Annotated in this window: 18 protein-coding genes; 10 read left to right on the top strand and 8 right to left on the bottom strand. The window is 52.0% G+C overall.

The genetic code is table 11. The features are described 5' to 3' along the window. The first annotated feature begins 566 nt into the window (after positions 1 to 566). Positions 567 to 1,112 carry a cytochrome b gene (locus ACQZQY_RS12535; RefSeq protein ID WP_136377554.1) on the top strand — a complete coding sequence of 182 codons (546 nt, stop codon included), beginning with the start codon at positions 567 to 569 and terminating at the stop codon, positions 1,110 to 1,112. A 49-nt stretch (positions 1,113 to 1,161) separates the two neighbouring features. Continuing rightward, the gene (locus tag ACQZQY_RS12530) at positions 1,162 to 1,737 is read left to right on the top strand and encodes a YceI family protein (protein ID WP_122096104.1); all 576 of its coding nucleotides are present in this window, start codon (positions 1,162 to 1,164) and stop codon (positions 1,735 to 1,737) included. Between the two features lie 69 nt (positions 1,738 to 1,806). Here the strand turns inward: ACQZQY_RS12530 and ACQZQY_RS12525 are convergent, their stop codons facing one another. Continuing rightward, positions 1,807 to 2,862: a rhodanese-related sulfurtransferase gene (locus ACQZQY_RS12525; protein WP_056778700.1), complete on the bottom strand. Its 1,056-nt coding sequence runs from the start codon at positions 2,860 to 2,862 to the stop codon at positions 1,807 to 1,809. A gap of 218 nt (positions 2,863 to 3,080) precedes the next feature. Here ACQZQY_RS12525 and ACQZQY_RS12520 point away from each other — a divergent pair, with 218 nt between their 5' ends. From ACQZQY_RS12520 to mdtG, 4 genes are all read left to right on the top strand, one after another. After that, positions 3,081 to 4,178: an NADH:flavin oxidoreductase/NADH oxidase gene (locus ACQZQY_RS12520; RefSeq protein WP_431295700.1), complete on the top strand. Its 1,098-nt coding sequence runs from the start codon at positions 3,081 to 3,083 to the stop codon at positions 4,176 to 4,178. 346 nt (positions 4,179 to 4,524) lie between these two features. Beyond that, positions 4,525 to 5,460 (top strand): Kdo(2)-lipid IV(A) acyltransferase, encoded by a 936-nt coding sequence (locus ACQZQY_RS12515; protein ID WP_431295699.1) that lies wholly within the window; start codon positions 4,525 to 4,527, stop codon positions 5,458 to 5,460. A 199-nt stretch (positions 5,461 to 5,659) separates the two neighbouring features. Further along, positions 5,660 to 6,094, top strand: a complete 435-nt coding sequence (locus ACQZQY_RS12510; protein WP_056778690.1) for a DoxX family protein — start codon at positions 5,660 to 5,662, stop codon at positions 6,092 to 6,094. Between the two features lie 266 nt (positions 6,095 to 6,360). Beyond that, positions 6,361 to 7,599: a multidrug efflux MFS transporter MdtG gene (gene mdtG, locus ACQZQY_RS12505; RefSeq protein WP_390974909.1), complete on the top strand. Its 1,239-nt coding sequence runs from the start codon at positions 6,361 to 6,363 to the stop codon at positions 7,597 to 7,599. Positions 7,600 to 7,628: 29 nt separating this feature from the next. Here mdtG and ACQZQY_RS12500 read toward each other — a convergent pair whose 3' ends face one another. Then, positions 7,629 to 7,970, bottom strand: a complete 342-nt coding sequence (locus ACQZQY_RS12500; RefSeq protein WP_431295698.1) for a hypothetical protein — start codon at positions 7,968 to 7,970, stop codon at positions 7,629 to 7,631. A 336-nt stretch (positions 7,971 to 8,306) separates the two neighbouring features. On the opposite strand from ACQZQY_RS12500, the gene ACQZQY_RS12495 reads away from it, so the two are divergent. Next, on the top strand, positions 8,307 to 8,714 hold the full coding sequence (locus ACQZQY_RS12495; protein WP_056778676.1) for a MysB family protein: 408 nt from the start codon (positions 8,307 to 8,309) through the stop codon (positions 8,712 to 8,714). A gap of 3 nt (positions 8,715 to 8,717) precedes the next feature. On the opposite strand, the gene ACQZQY_RS12490 is transcribed toward ACQZQY_RS12495, so the two are convergent. The 3 genes from ACQZQY_RS12490 to ACQZQY_RS12480 form a co-directional block, all read right to left on the bottom strand. After that, complete coding sequence (locus ACQZQY_RS12490) at positions 8,718 to 8,963, bottom strand: YceK/YidQ family lipoprotein (protein WP_056778675.1); 246 nt, start codon at positions 8,961 to 8,963, stop codon at positions 8,718 to 8,720. Between the two features lie 214 nt (positions 8,964 to 9,177). Then, on the bottom strand, positions 9,178 to 11,766 hold the full coding sequence (gene mdoH, locus ACQZQY_RS12485) for a glucans biosynthesis glucosyltransferase MdoH (RefSeq protein ID WP_056778672.1): 2,589 nt from the start codon (positions 11,764 to 11,766) through the stop codon (positions 9,178 to 9,180). Continuing rightward, on the bottom strand, positions 11,759 to 13,294 hold the full coding sequence (locus tag ACQZQY_RS12480; RefSeq protein WP_056779164.1) for a glucan biosynthesis protein G: 1,536 nt from the start codon (positions 13,292 to 13,294) through the stop codon (positions 11,759 to 11,761). Before ACQZQY_RS12480 ends, mdoH begins: the two co-directional genes overlap by 8 nt. A 331-nt stretch (positions 13,295 to 13,625) precedes the next feature. Between ACQZQY_RS12480 and mdoC the strand changes: the two genes are divergently transcribed. Beyond that, on the top strand, positions 13,626 to 14,810 hold the full coding sequence (gene mdoC / locus ACQZQY_RS12475; RefSeq protein ID WP_056778670.1) for a glucans biosynthesis protein MdoC: 1,185 nt from the start codon (positions 13,626 to 13,628) through the stop codon (positions 14,808 to 14,810). A 94-nt stretch (positions 14,811 to 14,904) separates the two neighbouring features. Here the strand turns inward: mdoC and ACQZQY_RS12470 are convergent, their stop codons facing one another. Continuing rightward, the gene (locus ACQZQY_RS12470) at positions 14,905 to 15,939 is read right to left on the bottom strand and encodes an HlyD family secretion protein (protein WP_431295697.1); all 1,035 of its coding nucleotides are present in this window, start codon (positions 15,937 to 15,939) and stop codon (positions 14,905 to 14,907) included. A 74-nt stretch (positions 15,940 to 16,013) separates the two neighbouring features. Further along, the gene (locus tag ACQZQY_RS12465; protein ID WP_431295696.1) at positions 16,014 to 17,627 is read right to left on the bottom strand and encodes an MFS transporter; all 1,614 of its coding nucleotides are present in this window, start codon (positions 17,625 to 17,627) and stop codon (positions 16,014 to 16,016) included. A 252-nt stretch (positions 17,628 to 17,879) separates the two neighbouring features. Here ACQZQY_RS12465 and ACQZQY_RS12460 point away from each other — a divergent pair, with 252 nt between their 5' ends. Continuing rightward, positions 17,880 to 18,659, top strand: a complete 780-nt coding sequence (locus ACQZQY_RS12460) for an IclR family transcriptional regulator (protein ID WP_431295695.1) — start codon at positions 17,880 to 17,882, stop codon at positions 18,657 to 18,659. 14 nt (positions 18,660 to 18,673) lie between these two features. Next, positions 18,674 to 19,120, top strand: coding sequence for a universal stress protein (locus ACQZQY_RS12455; protein WP_056778662.1), 447 nt, complete (start codon positions 18,674 to 18,676; stop codon positions 19,118 to 19,120). A gap of 65 nt (positions 19,121 to 19,185) precedes the next feature. Here the strand turns inward: ACQZQY_RS12455 and ACQZQY_RS12450 are convergent, their stop codons facing one another. Beyond that, entirely contained in the window at positions 19,186 to 19,443 is a 258-nt protein-coding gene (locus ACQZQY_RS12450) for a hypothetical protein (RefSeq protein WP_056778659.1), read from the bottom strand. Between the last annotated feature and the right edge of the window lie 236 nt (positions 19,444 to 19,679).

The raw sequence follows: 19,679 nt of genomic DNA, 5'->3' as shown, positions 1-19,679 counted from the left end.
ATAGCGTCACTCTCCATGTGATGTCTCAGGCCTGCGCTGTCAAAAATGTACCAACAAGCATCAGCAGACATCAGATATAAGGAATATAAGAAAATTCCTAAGCAAAATTTCCGGTAAGTATAATTTCGGAAATATTTCGCAACCTGATCTCGATCACTTACGTCGTCACCCTTATATTTCTTTACGTTCTATTTAAGAAACATTTAAACTTTAGGATCATGTACAGAGAATTATATGGGGATATTCCATCCTCATATTTAGAGCCTCAGCGGGATACATCAGAAATTATTAATCACGGGCGAAATTACGTTTTTTACTCAAATTTTTAGAAGTGGAATAATCTTTACCTTGCATGACAAAACCTGACAATCCCCCGCCAGTCCGGGCTTCCTTCAATTTTACGGCGTACCTCGCTAACAAAGCCGAAACCATTGAACAAGCAGTGGTCATTAGCATCAAAAATAATGAACAAATGAAATTAATCGACATTTTTGATAATTAAATATTGCCAAGATGTTTCAATATGTTTAGCTTTCGAAAATATCATATTGAACGAGAAGCTTTATATGCAGTGGAGAAATACGCCTGTCCGCTTTGGCCATATTTCCGTGTTGATTCATTGGGGCGTTGCTCTTGCCGTTTACGGATTATTTGCCCTGGGTTTATGGATGGTGGGACTGGGTTATTACGATACCTGGTATCACCGCGCGCCCGAAATACATAAAAGCATTGGCGTATTACTTTTCGTCGCGATGGTATTCCGGCTGGCGTGGCGGTTTATTTCCCCTCCGCCAAAAGCCCTGAGCACGTACAGCGCTAAAACACGACTCGGCGCCTGGTTGGCACATGTGCTTCTGTTTGCCGGTCTGTTTGCCATCCTGATCAGCGGTTATCTGATTTCTACGGCAGAGGGTCAGGCTGTCAGCGTGTTCGGCTGGTTTGAAATCCCCGCGACGCTTTTCGGGCTGAACCAGCAGGCAGATCTCGCCGGGACGATCCATTTATGGCTGGCGTGGGGAATTGTGATTGTTTCTGCATTCCATGCACTCGCGGCACTTAAGCACCATTTCATTGACCGGGACAGCACCCTGACACGCATGCTCGGACGCTGACCCGTTTCACTTTCTGCTCTTCACATATGGACAATGGAGAATCACCATGTTGAAAAAAACGACCCTGGGACTGACGCTGGCATCGCTGTTACTGGCAGCCGGTTCAGCAACGGCCGCAAATTACAAAATCGACAAAGAAGGCCAGCACGCCTTTATTGAATTCCGTATCAAACACTTAGGCTACAGCTGGTTGTACGGCAGCTTTAATGATTTCGACGGCGGTTTTACTTTTGATGAAAAAGATCCGTCAGCCGATAAAGTTGACGTCACCATCAACACCACCAGCGTTTTCACCAATCACGCTGAACGCGATAAACACCTGCGCAGCGCAGAGTTCCTGAACGTCGGCAAACATCCGCAGGCAACGTTCAAATCAACGTCAGTGAAGAAAGAAGGTGAAAACCTGGCCGTAACCGGTGATTTCACGCTGAACGGCGTGACGAAACCGCTGACGTTGCAGGCTAAATTACTGGGTCAGGGCAAAGATCCGTGGGGCGGTTACCGCGCAGGCTTTGAGGCGGCTGGCACTATCGCCCTGAAAGACTACGGTATCACCACCGATCTGGGCCCGGCCTCTCAGAATGTTGAGCTGATCATCTCTGTTGAAGGCGTCCAGGAGAAATAATTCCTGCCTCATAAAAAAGGCCCTGCATGGCATTGCCAGTCAGGGCCTTTTTACGTTCGGGAAAACGTATCAGTCGTTTTCAGGCGCAGGAATGTGCATGGTGGTTTGCAACAATCCTTTGGACTTATTGAAAATCTTGATCCCGTTCTCACGTCCTGCACGCAGGGAACGCTGTTCTTCCACCGGCAGTTTCAGTTCTGTCATGCAGATTTCACTGCAACAACCGTCAAACTTCGCCGCACAGGTCGGGCACTGAATAAACAGCAAATGGCAGCCGTCATTTTTGCAATTGGTGTGGTTATCGCAGGCCGTGCCGCACTGGTGACAGTGTGCGATCACGTCGTCTGAAATACGTTCACCCATGCGTTCATCAAAGACGAAGTTTTTGCCTTTGAATTTCACCGGTAAGCCCTGCTCTTTCGCCCGGCGCGCATATTCAATTATGCCGCCTTCCACGTGATACACATTTTTAAAACCCTTGTGCAGCATGTAGGCGCTGGCCTTTTCACAGCGAATACCGCCGGTGCAGTACATGACGATCTTCTTGTCTTTGTCTTCTTTCAGCATATCGACGGCCATCGGCAGTTGATCGCGGAAAGTATCCGAAGGGACTTCGATCGCCTTGTCGAAATGCCCCACTTCGTATTCGTAATGGTTACGCATATCCACAAACAAGGTGTCCGGATCGTCGATCATCGCATTGACCTGTTCGGCTTTCAGGTATTCACCGATCTTTGACGGGTCAAAACTTTCGTCGTCAATACCGTCCGCCACAATGCGGTCACGCACTTTCAGGCGCAGAACCCAGAAGGACTTGCCGTCATCTTCCAGTGCGATGTTCAGACGGATCTGATCCAGCGCCGGATGGCTGGTAAACAACTCGGTTTTGAAGGCCTCAAACTGACTTTGCGGGACGCTTATCTGAGCGTTAATTCCTTCTTTTGCCACGTAAATACGGCCAAATACATTCAGGCGCGTCAGGCTGATATAGAGGGCGTCGCGAAAGGCTTTCGGATCGTCGAGCTGGAAATACTTATAAAAAGAAACAGTGGTGCGCGGCTCAGTTTCAGCCAACATACGCGCCCTCAGTTCCTCATTAGAAATACGGTTATGTAACACTGGCATGGTGTACGTTCCTGTCTTTCGGGGAATTTAAAGATTGGTCACTTTTAAGCGGCAAGATTATACATTAAAGCAACATTGAGGACATCTCCCGTTGCAAATTCCTCAACAGAAAAACACCCGCTGCACCTTGCCGCCGGGATAATTACGATAACCTATGCTTAGGTGTTATCCATTTTCGGGATTTAACGACGATTCAACTTTTCGCAGGAGCAGGAAACATGAGCAAGCTTTTTGAACCGATTACGCTGGGCAAGCTGACACTCACAAACCGCATTGTGATCGCGCCAATGTGCCAGTATTCCTCGGATAACGGCAAAGCCACATCCTGGCATCATGCCCATCTCGGTCAGTTATCTTTTTCCGGGGCAGGTTTACTGATCCTCGAAGCGACCGCCGTGGAAGCCGTCGGGCGCATTTCTGCCGAGGATTTGGGGTTATGGGATGACGAAACCGAGGCTGCACTGAAGGACCTTATCACGGGTTTGCGCGAAAACAGCGATATGCCCCTTGGCCTGCAGCTCGGCCACGCAGGGCGAAAAGCATCCTGTGCCGCACCCTGGAAAGGAGGCGCACAAATTCCTCAGTCCGCCGGAGGCTGGCAAACCGTTGCCCCTTCTGCCGCAGCCTTCGCTGAAGGCACTGAAGCCCCGGAGGCGATGTCGCTGGAACGCATTGCACAACTGAAACAGGCGTATGTCGACAGCGTCCGCCGCGCCGATCGTCTTGGGTTTGATTTACTCGAACTGCACGGAGCGCACGGCTACCTGCTGCATCAGTTCTTGTCACCGCTGTCGAACCAGCGCACCGACCAGTACGGCGGCTCACTGGAAAACCGTATGCGGCTGCTGCTTGAGATCTTCCAGGACATCCGCGAGGCATTTCCGGCCGACAAACCGGTGGGCGTGAGGATTTCCGCAACTGACTGGGTGGAAGGTGGCTGGGATCTGGAGCAGTCTATTGCGCTGGCAAAAGCGCTGGATGCGCTGGGTTGCAGTTATATTCACGTCTCCAGCGGTGGCCTGAGCACTCAGCAGAAAATTGCCGTTGGCCCGAACTACCAGGTGCCTTTCGCGTACGGCATAAAACGTTACGTGAAAATGCCGGTGATTGCCGTTGGCCTGATCACCGAGCCGGAGCAGGCAGAAGCGATTATCGGTACCGGTCAGGCCGATATGATCGCGCTGGCACGCGGTATTTTATATAACCCGCGCTGGCCGTGGCATGCTGCTGCCAAACTGGGCGCGAAGGTAGCCGCACCGAAACAGTACTGGCGCAGCGAGCCGCACAGCGTGAAAGGTTTATTCCAGCCGGATTAATCCTCCTTTGTAAATTTCCCCGCGGGCAGCCCAATTGGCTGCCCGTTTATTTGACAAAAACCGGTTCTCTGCTGATATTCAGTCGGAAAGAAGCGCGTTTACTTAACGGCGGCTTATAAATAGAGCAGATTGCTTTCCATTCAGGCAGTGAATACCAAAAAATGAGGTATTAGTGCCGACGCCTTTCACCTCGCACCAAAAAAGTGCCACAATATGTCACTTTGCTACAAATAATTAACGCATAACACGCACTCCATATGGGGAGTGAACGTACTTATGTAGCGGGCTGCTGCACCAGACAGAGCTTATATATTTTCTACTTCGATTATTATGACGCAGAGATTTTATGACTCAGGTACCAACTTTTACTCTTTCATTACTGCATCCGCGTTACTGGATGACCTGGTTAGGTCTGGGATTACTTTACGCGCTGGTGTTACTGCCTTATCCGGTTATTTATCGTATTGGTACAGGCTTAGGCCGCTTTTCAATGCGCTTTCTGAAACGCCGCTACAAAATCGCGTCGCGTAACATCGAACTTTGTTTCCCTGATATGCACCCTGACCAGCGGGAAGATATGGTGGTGAGAAACTTCGAATCCGTCGGCATGGGGTTGTTTGAAACGGGCATGGCGTGGTTCTGGCCTGACAAGCGTATCGAACGCTGGTTCAGCGTCAGCGGTCTTGAACACATTCAACGTGCACGCGACAACCAGCAAGGCGTGTTGTTAATCGGTGTCCACTTCCTCACCCTCGAGCTTGGTGCGCGTATCTTTGGTATCCATAATCCGGGTGTCGGCGTCTACCGACCGCATGATAATAAGCTGATGGATTGGATCCAGACCAAAGGCCGTATGCGTTCTAACAAAGGCATGCTGGATCGCAAAGACCTTAAGGGCATGATCCGCAGTCTGAAGCAGGGCGATATCATCTGGTACGCACCGGATCACGACTACGGCCCGCGTGCCAGCGTATTCGTGCCGTTCTTTGCGGTGGATAAAGCCGCGACCACCACGGGGACTTACCTGCTGGCGCGAATGGGCAAACCGGCGATCATTCCTTTCACCCCGCGTCGTCTTGAAGGCGGGAAAGGCTATGAGATGATCATTCATCCTCAGGTCGCCGATTTCCCACTGGATGATGAAGTCGTTGCCGCTGCGTACATGAATAAAGTGGTCGAAAATGAAATTCGTCAGGCACCGGAGCAATATATGTGGCTGCATCGCCGTTTTAAAACGCGTCCGCAGGGCGAACCTTCACTCTATAAAAAGTTGAGTGACTGATGAGAGGGCCGGTTCAGGTTCACTGCACCGGTTCTTATTTTTGATTTGCTTAAACAGTTTTTTTGACAGACTTCTTCAAAGTTATCAGATTTTATCTCATGGCGTTTAGGCCAATACTCTCAGCATAATTTCCCCACGTGATTACCCCGGAACGTTAGGGGCCGCGTGATCAACGAGTCTCTCCCGAAAGGAAACTGTTATGCTGGCTAAACTGAACACTGCTTTTACCCGCGCCACCGATCACCCTGATTTTGGTAAGCTTCTGTTACGTCTCACTTTCGGTATTCTGATCCTGTTTCACGGCGTGGCTAAAATCGAGAACGGCGTCGGCTGGATCGCCAACATGTTAGTCGCCGCTGGCCTGCCTGGCTTTATCGCTTACGGCGCGTATATCGGTGAAGTGATTGCCCCGGTACTGATCATTCTGGGCATCTTCACCCGCCCTGCCGCACTGGTGATGGCATTCAATATTCTTGTTGCCGTTTTCCTCGTTGTCGCCGGTAAATTCTTTACGGTCACCGACGTCGGCGCATGGGGTCTGGAAGGCGAAGCGCTCTATTTCTTCGGCGGCCTGGTGATCATGTTCCTTGGCAGTGGCCGTTATTCCGTGATGAAAAACCCGGCCCTGCGTTAATTACGTTTTATTTTGGTTTTTTGTGTCTGTCGCGGCCAGCCTCATCACTGGCCGTTTTTTTTTGCTTTTTGCCAAATTATTGATCTCCTTCAGTCCGCCAAATTTTTTAAACCTGTATTTTACTCCGCTTGTTACAGTTCATTAACATCATTGAAGTGGATGATAATTAGGCGCATAATTATCCATCTGACTGATTGTTACTTGTGCTCTGCCTTGTTTCTTTCTGCCATCACAGAGCGAACCTGACCTCTTTTTTCCGGTAATTTATGACCTCGGCTCCTGAACCTGAACTCGCCCCAGAACCCATTAACTGGAAACGTAATCTGTTTGTTGCCTGGATTGGCTGCTTTCTTACCGGTGCCGCATTCAGCCTGATCATGCCCTTTCTGCCGTTATACGTAGAAACGCTGGGCGTGACGGGCCATGAATCCCTGAACATGTGGTCCGGTCTGGTATTCAGTATCACCTTTCTGTTTTCCGCTATTGCCTCGCCATTCTGGGGCGGCCTCGCCGACCGTAAGGGCCGTAAGATCATGCTGCTGCGTTCCGCGCTCGGTATGTCGATCGTCATGGTGCTGATGGGATTCGCACAAAATATCTGGCAGTTTCTGGTGCTCCGCGCCCTGCTCGGTTTACTCGGCGGCTTTGTTCCCAACGCCAATGCACTGATTGCTACCCAGATCCCGCGCAATAAAAGCGGCTGGGCGCTGGGTACACTTTCCACCGGCGGCGTCAGCGGCGCGCTGCTCGGGCCACTGGTAGGCGGGTTGCTCGCTGACAGCTACGGACTGCGTCCGGTTTTCTTCATCACCGCTGCGGTACTTTTCCTGTGCTTCGTGATGACGCTGTATTGCATTCGTGAGCAGTTCGTTCCCGTCAATAAAAAGGACATGCTCAATCGCAAGCAGGTATTCGCTTCCCTTAAAAATCCAAAACTGGTGCTGTGCCTGTTTGTCACGACGATGATTATTCAGGTAGCGACAGGCTCTATCGCGCCCATCCTCACGCTGTACGTGCGTGAACTGGCGGGGGATACGCAGAATCTTGCCTTTATCAGCGGGATGATAGCCTCCGTACCGGGTGTGGCCGCGCTGATGAGTGCACCGAGGCTGGGCAAACTGGGAGACAGGATCGGGCCGGAGCGTATTCTGGTGGCGATGATGGGGATTTCAGTGTTGCTGCTGATCCCGATGGCTTTCGTGCAAACGCCGCTGCAACTGGGGATTTTACGTTTCCTGCTCGGCGCGACGGATGGCGCATTGCTGCCCGCTGTTCAGACGCTGCTGATTTATAACTGCACCAATCAGGTGGCCGGTCGGGTATTCAGTTACAACCAGTCGTTCCGTGACGTCGGTAATGTCACCGGCCCGCTGCTCGGTGCAGCGGTGTCAGCAAGTTATGGCTTCAGGACAGTATTTTGTGTCACGGCGCTGGTGGTGCTGTTCAATGCATTTTACTCGTACTGGTGTCTGCAACGGCGGCCACGCCAGGCGATGACCGATTAAACGCGGCCGCCCTGCCAGACTGACGCGCTTTAAGGTGCTTTGTCAGGTTGCGGCGGCACCGGCATATCGTCGGGCACTTCAACAACCACCAGACGCACTTCGTAATGCTTGCCGGCCGTCGTGGCAGGCAGCACAGACGTCAGTTTTTGAATGGTGGCTGTCGGGTTATCACTGGCCACGCTGGCACAAAACAATTGCCCCGGATGGCAGAACCCCATCATCATCGGTGGCGGCGGCAGCGGCAAACCTTCTCCGTGGAACATGTTCACAGGAGGTTGCGGATGCGTATTTTCACTGGCCTGACTGGAAACGCTGAATATGACGCCAAGCGCACACAGCGGCAGGAATAAAGCACGGGAAAGAGTCTTCATAAAAGTCACCTTAATCTTGAAAGTTCAGGATTAATGTAGCCCTCAATTTCACGCCCCGCCGGGGGTTTGCTAAACCTTTACCCCTCCCCTTCACAGCCTTTGCAAATCAGGGAAAGTGCTGACAGTTGTGTCTGTGCGATTCCTTTTTCCCGCCAGCTTTCCAAAAAAACATCACTGGTCAGACTGTTTTTCTCTGAAAACTTGCATCCTGTCATTTATCGACAACACTCATTGAATCAGCATTTTTACTGACGAGTGGTTGTTACCTGTTCATTCATAACACTATTTACACCACACGCTTTTTAGCTACACCCCATTTCAACTCAGGAGACAATAATGAGCATGTACGTAACGCTTGAAGAAGCTATTGATGCCGCCCGCGAAGAATTTCTCGAAGCCGCGCAGGACAGGATCCAGGGCGATGAAGAGCCGCTTCCCGATCAGTTCAATTTGCAGAAATACATCATGCAGGATGGCGACATCATGTGGCAGGCAGAATTTCTCAGCGCCGAAGGGGAATCCATTGATGCGCTGACCTTCCGCAGCGGTGCCGCTGCACAGGCCATTTTCGATGAGGATTACGACGTCATCGAACTTGAAGAAGAGTGGCTGGAAGAGGCGACGCTGTACGAATGGGATGAAGGGGAATTCCAGCATGAACCGCAGACCGACACCGAAGAAGGCGCGGCAGCAGCAGAAGAGTGGGATGACGAAGACGATTATCCGGGCCGTGACATCGACTGACGTTTAATTGTAAGGGCCGTGGCGGGCGTCAACTGGCAGCATGAAGGTGTCGACAATCATCGACAGCGGAACGTCGATCACAGTGACATAACGCCACGGACTGTCCCGAAGGTCCCATTGCACGCCAGGATAATACTGATTGCCATGCCCCTGCCCCGGCACCGTGCGGCTGATGATACTGCCACATCCCGAGAGCGTGACGGCCAGCAAGGCCAGAACAGATCCGCGAAAAACACCCCGATTAATCACTCACACAACCTGTCAAATTGAATCAAATGAAGCACTCCGTTGAGCGCTGAATAGCGCTGTCAGCTTAGCATGCGCGTGAAGACCGGCCATGTTAAGACAAAGTAAAATTTTATACGCTGCGGGTTAAAGAGTCACTGAACTTCACACCATAAAAAAACGGACAGTATGCAAATGACATACTGTCCGTTTATCTTTACTGCCCCTTTACGTCAACTCAGGCCGGTTTAACTTCCAGCGTTTGAGTTTCAGGGAAGGCCTGCGCGTTACGCGGCAACTTACTGTAATACTCGCCCCACGCTTGCTGATCAGGTTGCGTCCAGACCGCAGAGTGTAAACGCGCCATCAGCACCGGATCGCTCAGAAGAATCAGGCGATCGGCTTTGCCCAAATCTTTCGGCCCGGTTTTCAGCGCCTGCTCAAGATGAGCGCGACGTCCGTTTTCAACCGCATCGCGCAGCAGGTGGCGTGATGTGGCCATGGCGGAGGCCAGTGCGTTGAATGCCGGATCAAACACTGCGTGCATAAAGCCGTTTTGCAGTTTACGTTCACGGTTGAGCTTGAGGTATTCCTCGGTGGCGACCAGTTCGCGCGGAGGATCGTATTCTTCCGGGATCAGGAACAGTTTGGCTCGCTTACTCTTAATCCCAAGCGTTGCACGGCTCGACAGCACCGAAACAATTGGCGAGAGGATCAGGGAGAAGACGATTGGCGCCAGCCACCACAGGAAACGCAAGTCCAGCCAGGCCATACCGGCCGCCCAGACAGCACCCAGCAACAGCTGAGATCCGTGACGTTTAAAGGCTTCGCCCCACGGCGTGTCATCATCGTCACGCTGCGGTGAATTCCAGACCACTTCCCAGCCCAGGAACGCACTGACCACGAAGACTGTGTGGAACAGCATACGCACAGGGGCCAGAAGAACCGAGAACAGCATTTCCAGCAGCATGGAGATCAGCAGCCGGAAACCGCCACCAAACTGTTTCGCACCCTTCGCCCAGATCAGGACGATACTCAGCAGTTTTGGCAGGAAGAGCAGCACCATGGTGGTCGAGAACAAGGCGATTGCCAGTTCAGGACGCCATTGCGGCCACACCGGGAACAGCTGACGAGGTTGCAGGAAGTACTGCGGTTCCATCAGCGTATGCACCACCTGCAAGGCGGTAGACAAGGCCAGGAACGTAAACCACAACGGTGCGGAAAGATACGACATGACACCGGTCAGGAACACCGCACGGTGAACCGGGTGCATCCCTTTCACCAGGAACAGGCGGAAGTTCATCAGGTTACCATGGCACCAGCGGCGGTCGCGTTTCAGCTCATCCAGCAGGTTTGGCGGTAACTCTTCATAACTGCCCGGCAGATCGTAGGCGATCCAGACACCCCAGCCCGCACGACGCATCAGTGCCGCTTCCACAAAGTCATGCGACATGATGGAGCCCGCAAATGAACCTTCACCCGGCAACGGTGCCAGCGCACAGTGCTCAATGAAAGGTTTCACGCGGATAATGGCGTTGTGCCCCCAGTAGTGGGATTCACCCAACTGCCAGAAGTGCAGACCCGCGGTAAACAGCGGGCCGTAGACGCGGGTAGCAAACTGCTGACAACGCGCATACAACGTATCCATTCCGGACGCTTTCGGCGAAGACTGGATGATACCGGCATTCGGGTTAGCATCCATCAGACGAGCCAGACCGGTCAGACATTCGCCACTCATCACGCTGTCGGCATCGAGGATCACCATATAGGCATATTCCCCGCCCCAGCGACGGCACCAGTCATCAATGTTTCCGCTTTTGCGTTTCACACGGCGACGGCGGCGGCGATAGAAGATACGGCCATGGCCGTCTACGTCGCGGCAGACTTCCATCCAGGCTTTCTGTTCAGCCACGCAGATATCCGGATCATAGCTGTCGCTCAGGACATAGATATCAAACTGATCCAAATCACCGGTCGCTTTCACGGATTCGTACGTTGCACGAAGACCCGCGAATACGCGCTCCACGTCTTCGTTACAAATCGGCATGATAAGCGCGGTACGGTTATTCGGGTTCAGCGGCTCGTCGCCTTTGGTGGACGCCGTGATGCTGTATTTATCGCGGCCAATGAGCAGTTGTAAAAAGCCCATCAGTGCGGTCCAGAAACCGGCCGATACCCAACAGAACAAAATGGCAAACAGCACCAGAATTCCGGTCTGCAACACATAAGGCAGCAGTTGCAGCACAGACTGTTGCCAGTCCTGATTCAACATATCTGCGGGGTCGATCAGCGCCCAGCCCTGATAAGGCAGGATGGTTTTCATGTACCAGGTGGCGATCGCCGTTTGCACCAGCATCAGAGCCAGCAAGATATAACGGCGAACGGAACCGGCATGACGCCAGCGTTTTTCGGATTCAGGCATTTCTGAGGCGCGGTGACGGGAAGCCGCGCTGCGCCCCATCAGATTGTCCCAGAAACGGCCTACCGGGTTGGTGCGCCAGACATCAGGGAACATGCTGGAACGCTTAACCGGTGGCATAGCGCTGGCGATGGTGCGGCCTTCGTTATCCACTTCATCCAGCGAGCCCTTTTCCAGAGCGTAAGGCCAGCTGCCGCCTACGCGCGCTTTCACCGAGGCCAGAGGCGCATCGATGTCAGCCGCAGCGGCAACCGCTGAAGCCGTATCATCGGCGCCTAAGCGCCGGTGCACGGTGGCAAAAGCTTCCCCTTCAGCAGCCGGAAGCTGCTGGAGGAGCGCCGCTTTCTGTTCTTCAGTAAGCGGCAAAGCTTCTACGTAATCATGTGTAGAGTGCGTTGACTTATTCATTTGCAGGCAGCTGATAGCTCCAGGTTTCACTCAGTGTTTTATCGCCATTGGCCAGAGAAGCGCGCATTTCGATCGCTTTCTTCGGATCTTTCACTTTCAGGCGCAGCGTCAGACGCCAGCCTTTGGTTACCGGATTATAGCGGACAGTGTTTTCAACCAGATCGCCGTTGTCGCCTACGCTGACCTGAGACGCCACCGGCGTATCACTTTTCAGGGCTTTGAGGTTTGGACCGACAAAATCAACCAGGAAGGCAACGCTGCCATCTGGTTCACGGATCAGATTTGACTGCTTAACATCACCGGTTGAGCGCATGGTACGTTCGACCCACGCCAGATCAGGTGCATGCAATTTGTCTTCTTCAATAGTGAAGTGCAGACGATAGTCCATGTTCAGCGGTTTACCTGCATCAGGTAACTGATCCGGCGTCCAGAAGGCAACGATGTTGTCATTGGTTTCATCGGCGGTAGGAATTTCTACCAGCTCAACTTTCCCTTTACCCCAGTCGCCTTTGGTTTCAACCCAACCGCTCGGACGCAGATCGTAACGATCGTCCAAATCTTCAAAGTTGGAGAAGCTGCGGCCGCGTTGCAGCAAGCCGAACCCTTTCGGGTTTTCCATGGAGAACTGGCTGACGGCCAGATGTTTTGGATTGTTCAGCGGACGCCAGATCCACTCACCGTTACCGGCGTGGATGGACAGACCGTTGGAATCATGCAGCGCCGGACGATAGTTCATCACCGGAGACGGCTGATTTGCACCGAACAGGAACATGCTGGTCAGAGGAGCAACACCCAGTTTGCCCACTTTATCGCGCAGATAAACTTTAGACTGCACGTCTACGGTCGCTTCTTTACCTGGATACACATCCATGCGGTAAGCACCGGTCGCACGCGGCGAATCCAGCAAGGCATAAATGACTAAATGCTTTTCATCAGGATTAGGGCGTTCGATCCAGAATTCGCGGAAACGTGGGAACTCTTCGCCCGATGCCAGTGCGGTATCGATAGCCAGACCACGGGCAGACAAGCCATACACCTGGCCTTTACCGATGACGCGGAAGTAGCTGGCACCCAGCACACTCATTATTTCATCATCTTTGTCTGCTTTATTGATCGGATAAAGCACTTTGAAACCGGCAAAGCCGAGGTTTTTCACTGAGTCAGCGTCATGTTTGACGTTGCCAAAGTTGAAGTAGTCCGGGCTGTACTTAATTTCTTTGACTGCGTTAGCCGTCACTTCATTGATTTTCACCGGAGTGTCGAAGTACATCCCCTGGTGGTAGAACTCAAGCTTGAAAGGCGTGTTCTGGTCTTTCCAGTACGCTTTGTCATGATTGAATTGAATTTGTTGGTAGTCTGCGAATTTGAGATCGCGGAACTGGGACGGTAAATTGCTTTTAGGCGCTTCGTAGCCTTTATCGGCTAATGCTTTCGCTTGTTTTGCAACATCGTCAATAGAAAAAGCCCAGGCAGATGAGGTGAACATGGCCATCAACACTGCGGCACTTAGCAAACGGACTTTGATCATACGTGACCCTATGGAAAAATTTTTATCCGACACCTTGTCTCCTTTAAGCGCGCTTAAGGCAATTGCTGTCACTGTTTCATGAGAAGTGTCAGGTTTCCGACAACCTGAGCTGTCGATGGTTCATTCATTGAAGAACCGTTTAAGCGCAACAGGGTACAAGGATATCAATTCGTTGAAACACAGGCTATGGAAACTTGTCCTATAAGAAAGCCTGATTGAGGTTCGGAGTAATACTATTGTCAGTCACGTTCATTTCTGGTTACCTGAGAAAATAAACCTAAAGACAAATTACGCTCTAAAATTAGGATGAGCTGCATACAACGGATACGTGATGAAACCACAAAAACCACAACGTGAGTTCTTTTTAGACTCCATCCGCGCATATTTGATGCTGCTGGGTATTCCGTTCCATATATCATTGATTTACTCCAGTCATATCTGGGCGGTAAACAGTGCAATACCCTCGCACGGCCTGACGATCTTTAATGACGTGATCCACGCCTTCCGCATGCAGGTGTTCTTCGTTATCTCAGGCTACTTCTCATATATGCTCTACGAGCGGTATGACTCGCACCAGTGGCTTAAGGTGCGTCTTGAACGGGTCGCCATCCCGCTGGCTGCCGCTTTCCCGTTGATTACTCTGCCGCAACTCTATTTCCTGATGAAGTACACCAGCAAATTTTCCGACTGGAGCACAATGGGGCTCTATCAGAAAATTAACATCACCGTCTGGGAATTAGTGTCCCATTTATGGTTCCTGTTAACGCTGGTTATTCTCACCAGCATTTGTTTTTACCTGTTTAAATTCATAAAAGAAATTAAGACTAATCGCATTCAATTAATTAAAAGCCGAACAAACAGTTTAGGAAAGCTCTCAATCTTATTTTTATTTATCGGCTTAATTTATGCGACCTTTAACCGTGCATTGTATCTTTTCGCGCCGGATTTACTTTCCAACGGTGCCTTTAACTTTATCGTGATGCAGACGTTGTTTTATCTGCCATTTTTCATTATTGGCGCTTTTGCTTATAAGTTCTCATGGTTAAAGGAACTGTTCATCAAGCCATCGGCTACCGCCGGGGTAGTGAGCCTTCTGCTGTTTGCGGTTTACATGTTCAATCAGCACGTGAACACCCCGCAGCTGTACTCGATGGAGATTGACGCCATTGTCACCACCTTGCTGGGTATCCTGATGGTGAACGTGGTGTTCTCCTTCAGCCACTATCTGTTGAACTTCCAGGCGCCGTGGATCACTTACCTGGTGAACTCCTCTTTGTTCATCTACCTGATTCACCACCCGTTAACGCTGATTTATGGTGCGTTTATTACTCCAAAAATTCACAGCGACTGGATGGGATTCTGGCTGGGTCTGGTGTTCGTGTTCGGTATCGCCTTTGTGCTTTATGAGGTGCATAAACGTATTCCGCTCCTGCGTTTCCTGTTCTCAGGCAAACCGCAGCATGTGGCTAAAAAGAATGAAACCGGCCCTACCCCGCCGCAAAATCAGGCTTCATGATCGTTTTATAATGCCGGACGGAAGATCAAAAAAGGCGGCCCCGCACTTACGCAGGGCCGCCTTTTTTATTCAGTTCGGATGACCGGCGACTGAATTATCGTTCGGCGGTAATGATCGTCGGAATCACTGACATGCCCACTTTAAGACGATTCGCATCGGGCTGATTGGGTTCCAGCACAATTTTTACTGCCAGACGTTGCACCACCTTGGTGTAATTCCCGGTGGCATTGTCCGGGGATATGGGAGAAAAGGTCACGCCGGTCGCCGGAGAAATACTGTCCACTTTTCCCTTCAGCACCAGACCCGGCAGTGCATCAACTTTTATGTCCGCAGCCTGACCGGCTCTGACATCCCCTAACTGTGTCTCAAGATAATTCGCCACAATGTAGGCCTCGTGAAGCGGAACGACGGCCAGAACGCGGGAGCCCGCACTGACATAACCGCCGATGCGCAGGGAACGCTGCCCGACAATACCGTCAACCGGTGCTGTGATTTCTGTGTAAGAGAGATTCAATTTCGCCTGGGCCAGCGCCGTTGCGGCTGAATCGATTGCCGCCTGAGCTTCCGCCTGTCCGGCTTTAAGCACGTCAATTTGTTTTATCGCCGCCTGCGCCGCCGCCATATCACTTTGCTGAGCGGCCAGTTTTGATCGCAAATTCGCATCTGATTCATCCCGCGCGTCGGCGGTGCCTGAACCATTTTGCAGCAGACGTTTATAGCGGTCAGCACTCTGGCGCGCATAGGCAATCCCGGCGCTGTCTGCGTTCACCTGCGCCTGTGCCTGCAAAATAGTTTGCTGTTGTTTTGCAAACTGGGCAGTCAGGCTGAGCATTTTGGCATTCGCCGTTTCAAGGCTGGCGGCTGCCGTCAGCACCGCATTCCGATAATCCCGGTCATCAATGCGCGCCATCACTTCCCCGGCTTTCACCGCCTGATTATCCCGCACATAGACCTGAGTGATGGTGCCGGAAATCCTTGGCGCGACCAGCGTGGAGTCAGCAGAAACAAAGGCATCATCCGTGCCAGGGTTGCTTTCACCGGTCAATATCCAGAAGGCCATCCCAGCCAGCAATATCACGACGAGGGCGGCGACCAGCCAGCTCAGGCGAACGGGTAATTTTTTTATCATGATTCTTTTCTCTCATTTTTTCTTATAAAGAAATGCACATATTTTGGTAATGACGGGTTCAGGTCACTGATGGTTCAGGAACGATTGACCAGCGACTGCGGCGGATAAGTACGCTTTGGCAAAATGGCCGCCAGCAGGATCAACAACAGCGCCAGCCCGATGATCACCAGATAGGTGTCTGCCAGCCCCAGCACCAGCGCCTGCTTTTTCACCAGCCTGGAAAACTGGGTGATCACTTCGGTCGAGATCGCCGTTCCGTCGCCGTTGAGCGGTGCAAGGAAACTGCTTTCGCCGCCGTAAGGCTGTGAAAGCAGATAGCTCACGCTACCGGCGTGGTTAAGCAATACGTTGGAATGAAACTGTTCCCGGTGGCTGACAAAAACGCCCAACATCGCACCGCCCATCACGCTGCCCAGACCGCGCGTGGTGTTGAACATCGCCGAAGCAAAAGGTCCTTCCTGCGGCTGAACGACACTGGTCGCACTCATCAGAATGGGCAAAACGGCCATCGGCTGGCCTAAAGCCTGCATCATCTGAATCAGATAGAAATTATCCCGCGCCCAGGCGCTGGTCATGTACGTGCCCAGATAGCAGGAAACACCGATCAGCCCCAGCCCGCAGGCCAGCACCCAGCGGCTGTCCACGCGGCGGATGGTGAGAACAAACGCCACCAGCGGCGCGAGTATGAGTTGCGGCAGCCCGATGGTCAGCGCCAGCGGCCCCACCTGGACGGCGCGGAATCCGCCGACCTGTTCCATGTAACTGGACGGCAGCGCAGAGCCTGATAAAAACAGGAACATCAGCGCAAACAACGTGATCAACCCGTGGGCCAGATTGTGGCGTTTGAGCATTTGTAATTTGAAGAGAGGCAGCGGATGGTGCCATTCATTAACCAGAAAAATCGTCAGCAGCGCCAGCGCGGCAAAAAACATCAGCGTGATCAGCGGAGAGTTGAACCAGTCCAGACGCTCTCCCTGCTGCAATGACAGCACCAGAAGGGAAATGCCGCTGCACCCTGTCAGCATGCCCACCTTATCCATCTGTTTAAAACGCTCGAAGCGCAGAGGATCCTGTGGAATGCCATAACCGACCATGATGATTGCCAGAAGACAAGGCGGGATCACCTGCCAGAAAACCCATTCCCAGCCCACATAGTCTGTCCAGAGGGCGGCTAAAGAAGTGGCCATATTTGGACCAAATGTCGCCGTCAGGGCATACGCGCTCAGGCCGTATAACTTGTAATGGGGCGGCATAAAGCGCAGGGCAGCCGTCATCAGCAACGGCGGCAACGCCCCGCCGAATATGCCCTGCACGGTGCGCAAGGCAATGAATACCGGCAAATCAGGCGCGAAAGGCAGTAACGCAGCCAGCAGCAAAAAACCGAAGGTGACAAACAGCGTAAATCGACGCAGCGAGAAGGTCATGGCAAACCAGGGAGCAAGCATCATCGCCGCCACTTCGGCAGCCTGATAAACACCAATCAGCCAGGAACCTTGATCGCTGCTGATACTCAACGCGCCACGAACATCGGCCAGCGCGATATCAGTGACACGATCGTTAAGGCCTGAGCACAGCGAGGCAATTAATACGCCGAGTAATCCGATCACCAGCCTCAGAGTAAAGGCCGGCGGAACGGGCTGCGCGGCACTGCCGGGGGCAGATGCGGGTGTGTCTGATGGGTTCATCATTTCGCTCATTAACATCGACGCATAATCATTGATACGCCGACCGTGGAAAGGCAGGTGTGGGGCAACACAAAGGGAAATGCGATCGCTATCACTTTAATTTCGATGCATTGCACCACAATGCGGTACATGCTTAAATACTATAATACGGTGCACTGTATTGCAATGTGATTAAAATTGTTTTCAGAGCGCCCAGCCATTACATTGGCAGTACAGCTTTGGTAAGGATCACCCGACGGTGACAAAGGAGAATTGATGGCACAGGACATAGCAGGAGATGAAGAACGCAGCGGCGGGATCCAGGTGATTTCACGCGCGGCAACCATTCTGAATGCGCTGGGGAAACATCCACACGGGATGAGCCTTGGCGCGATCGCGAATGATGTCGATTTGCCCCGCTCCACCGTTCAACGCATCGTCGCTGCACTCGCCGAGGAAGGGCTGGTGCGATCCGAAGGCAGCGGCGGCGTCAGGCTTGGGCCAACGCTGCTTAAGCTGGTGTCTACGGTGCATACCGATGTCATCGCCATTGCCTCACCGTTTCTTCGTCAGCTCAGCGAAATGACCGATGAAACCGTCTCACTGGGGCGCGCCAGTGGCCGCCAGATAGCCAACATTCACAGCATTGTCGCTGAGCGGGAATTACGCGTGGTGCCAAGAGTGGGTCTGAACCTGCCGATTTACAGTACCTCCGGCGGACGGGCACTTTTGTCACTCAAAACAGATGACGAGATCCGCGCGCTGGTCGGGGATGTGCTGGAACCGGCCACCGAACATACCGTGCGCACTCTCGATTCTCTGCTGGAAAAAATTGCAGACGTGCGTGAAAGCGGGATCTCGATGGAAAACGGTGAAACCGTAGACGGCGTTTCAACGCTGGCTGTGGCCATCGACACCATCTTAGGTCGCTACTCAGTTTCGGTGCTTTTTCCAACCCCGCGCCGTGAAGCAAAAGAAGCGCAAATCCGCGAAGCCCTGCTTGATTGCAAAAACGCATTGATTGGCGAAATTGGTAAGCTGAGCCAAAACAACTAAACCCAGGAGTGACCGTGTTTGATGTTATTTTGCTGGCCGTAGATGGCTCTAAACAATCCGCCGTTGTCGTCGATCTTGCCCGTCAGCTGGCAAGCAGCCATCAGGCAACGGTATATGTCACCTGCTGTATCGATGAATCCTATGCACTTGAAGATAATGGCGATATTCCCGGTGAAATCATCGATTATCCTCCCGCTGAAGAAGAACAAAATACTGCACGGGCTGTGGTGGGTAATGCACTAAAAACGCTGGAGCTGGCAGGGGTCAAGGCTAAAGGGAATCTGATTGTCGGTGACGCAGGGGAAGCGCTGGTCTGCGAAGCCAAAAGGATTCATGCATCGGTGATCGTCATCGGTCACCGTCAGCTCTCTGCATTCGGTCGTATGATGAAAGGTTCCGTCAGCGCTGACGTCATCGCCCATGCGCCCTGCCCTGTTTTGGTCGAAGTTCGCGGAAATTAATCCCCGACGATAAAATGCAAAAAGCGCCTCTCTGGCGCTTTTTTTATCTCTGAGCAATTCGCCTGTTAACTATTCATCAGGCCCATGGACATCGCCCAGTCATTAATGTTGTTGCGATAGAAAAACATGATATCGCTGTCCAGAGGATTCTGTTTTGACGGTGTCACCATGCCGAGGCAAGGATATTCCTGCGGGCGGGAGTCAAAAAGAAAATCTTCCATCTCTTCTTCGGTCAGAAGGGTATCACCGTAGATATTATCCTGGCGGAAATAGGCTTCAAGCATCCAGGAACGGTATTCAAAATCATTTTTAATCAAGTGCATAAGAGGAGCTCACAGTAAAATAAGTCTGACGCACCTGATGAAAAGCTTCCTTAAAATACTGAATATGAGATCAGGCACGCGTTGCGTTCGGGCCATCCATTGCTGATTTCACATAACAGAAAATTAACATATTAATTGCAGTTAGCAAGCTGCAATCCGTCCTAAATGCCTGTTTACGGGCTTCATTGATTAATTATTTTAAAATGGACGTCATTTTCATAAATCTTATTAATGTG

The sequence above is a fragment of the Rahnella sp. PAMC25559 genome, from assembly GCF_050632365.1.
GTDB classification, from domain to species: Bacteria; Pseudomonadota; Gammaproteobacteria; order Enterobacterales; family Enterobacteriaceae; genus Rahnella; species Rahnella rivi.
Note: the sequence above shows the minus strand (reverse complement) of the source record. Positions and strands in the feature narration are given on the sequence as shown.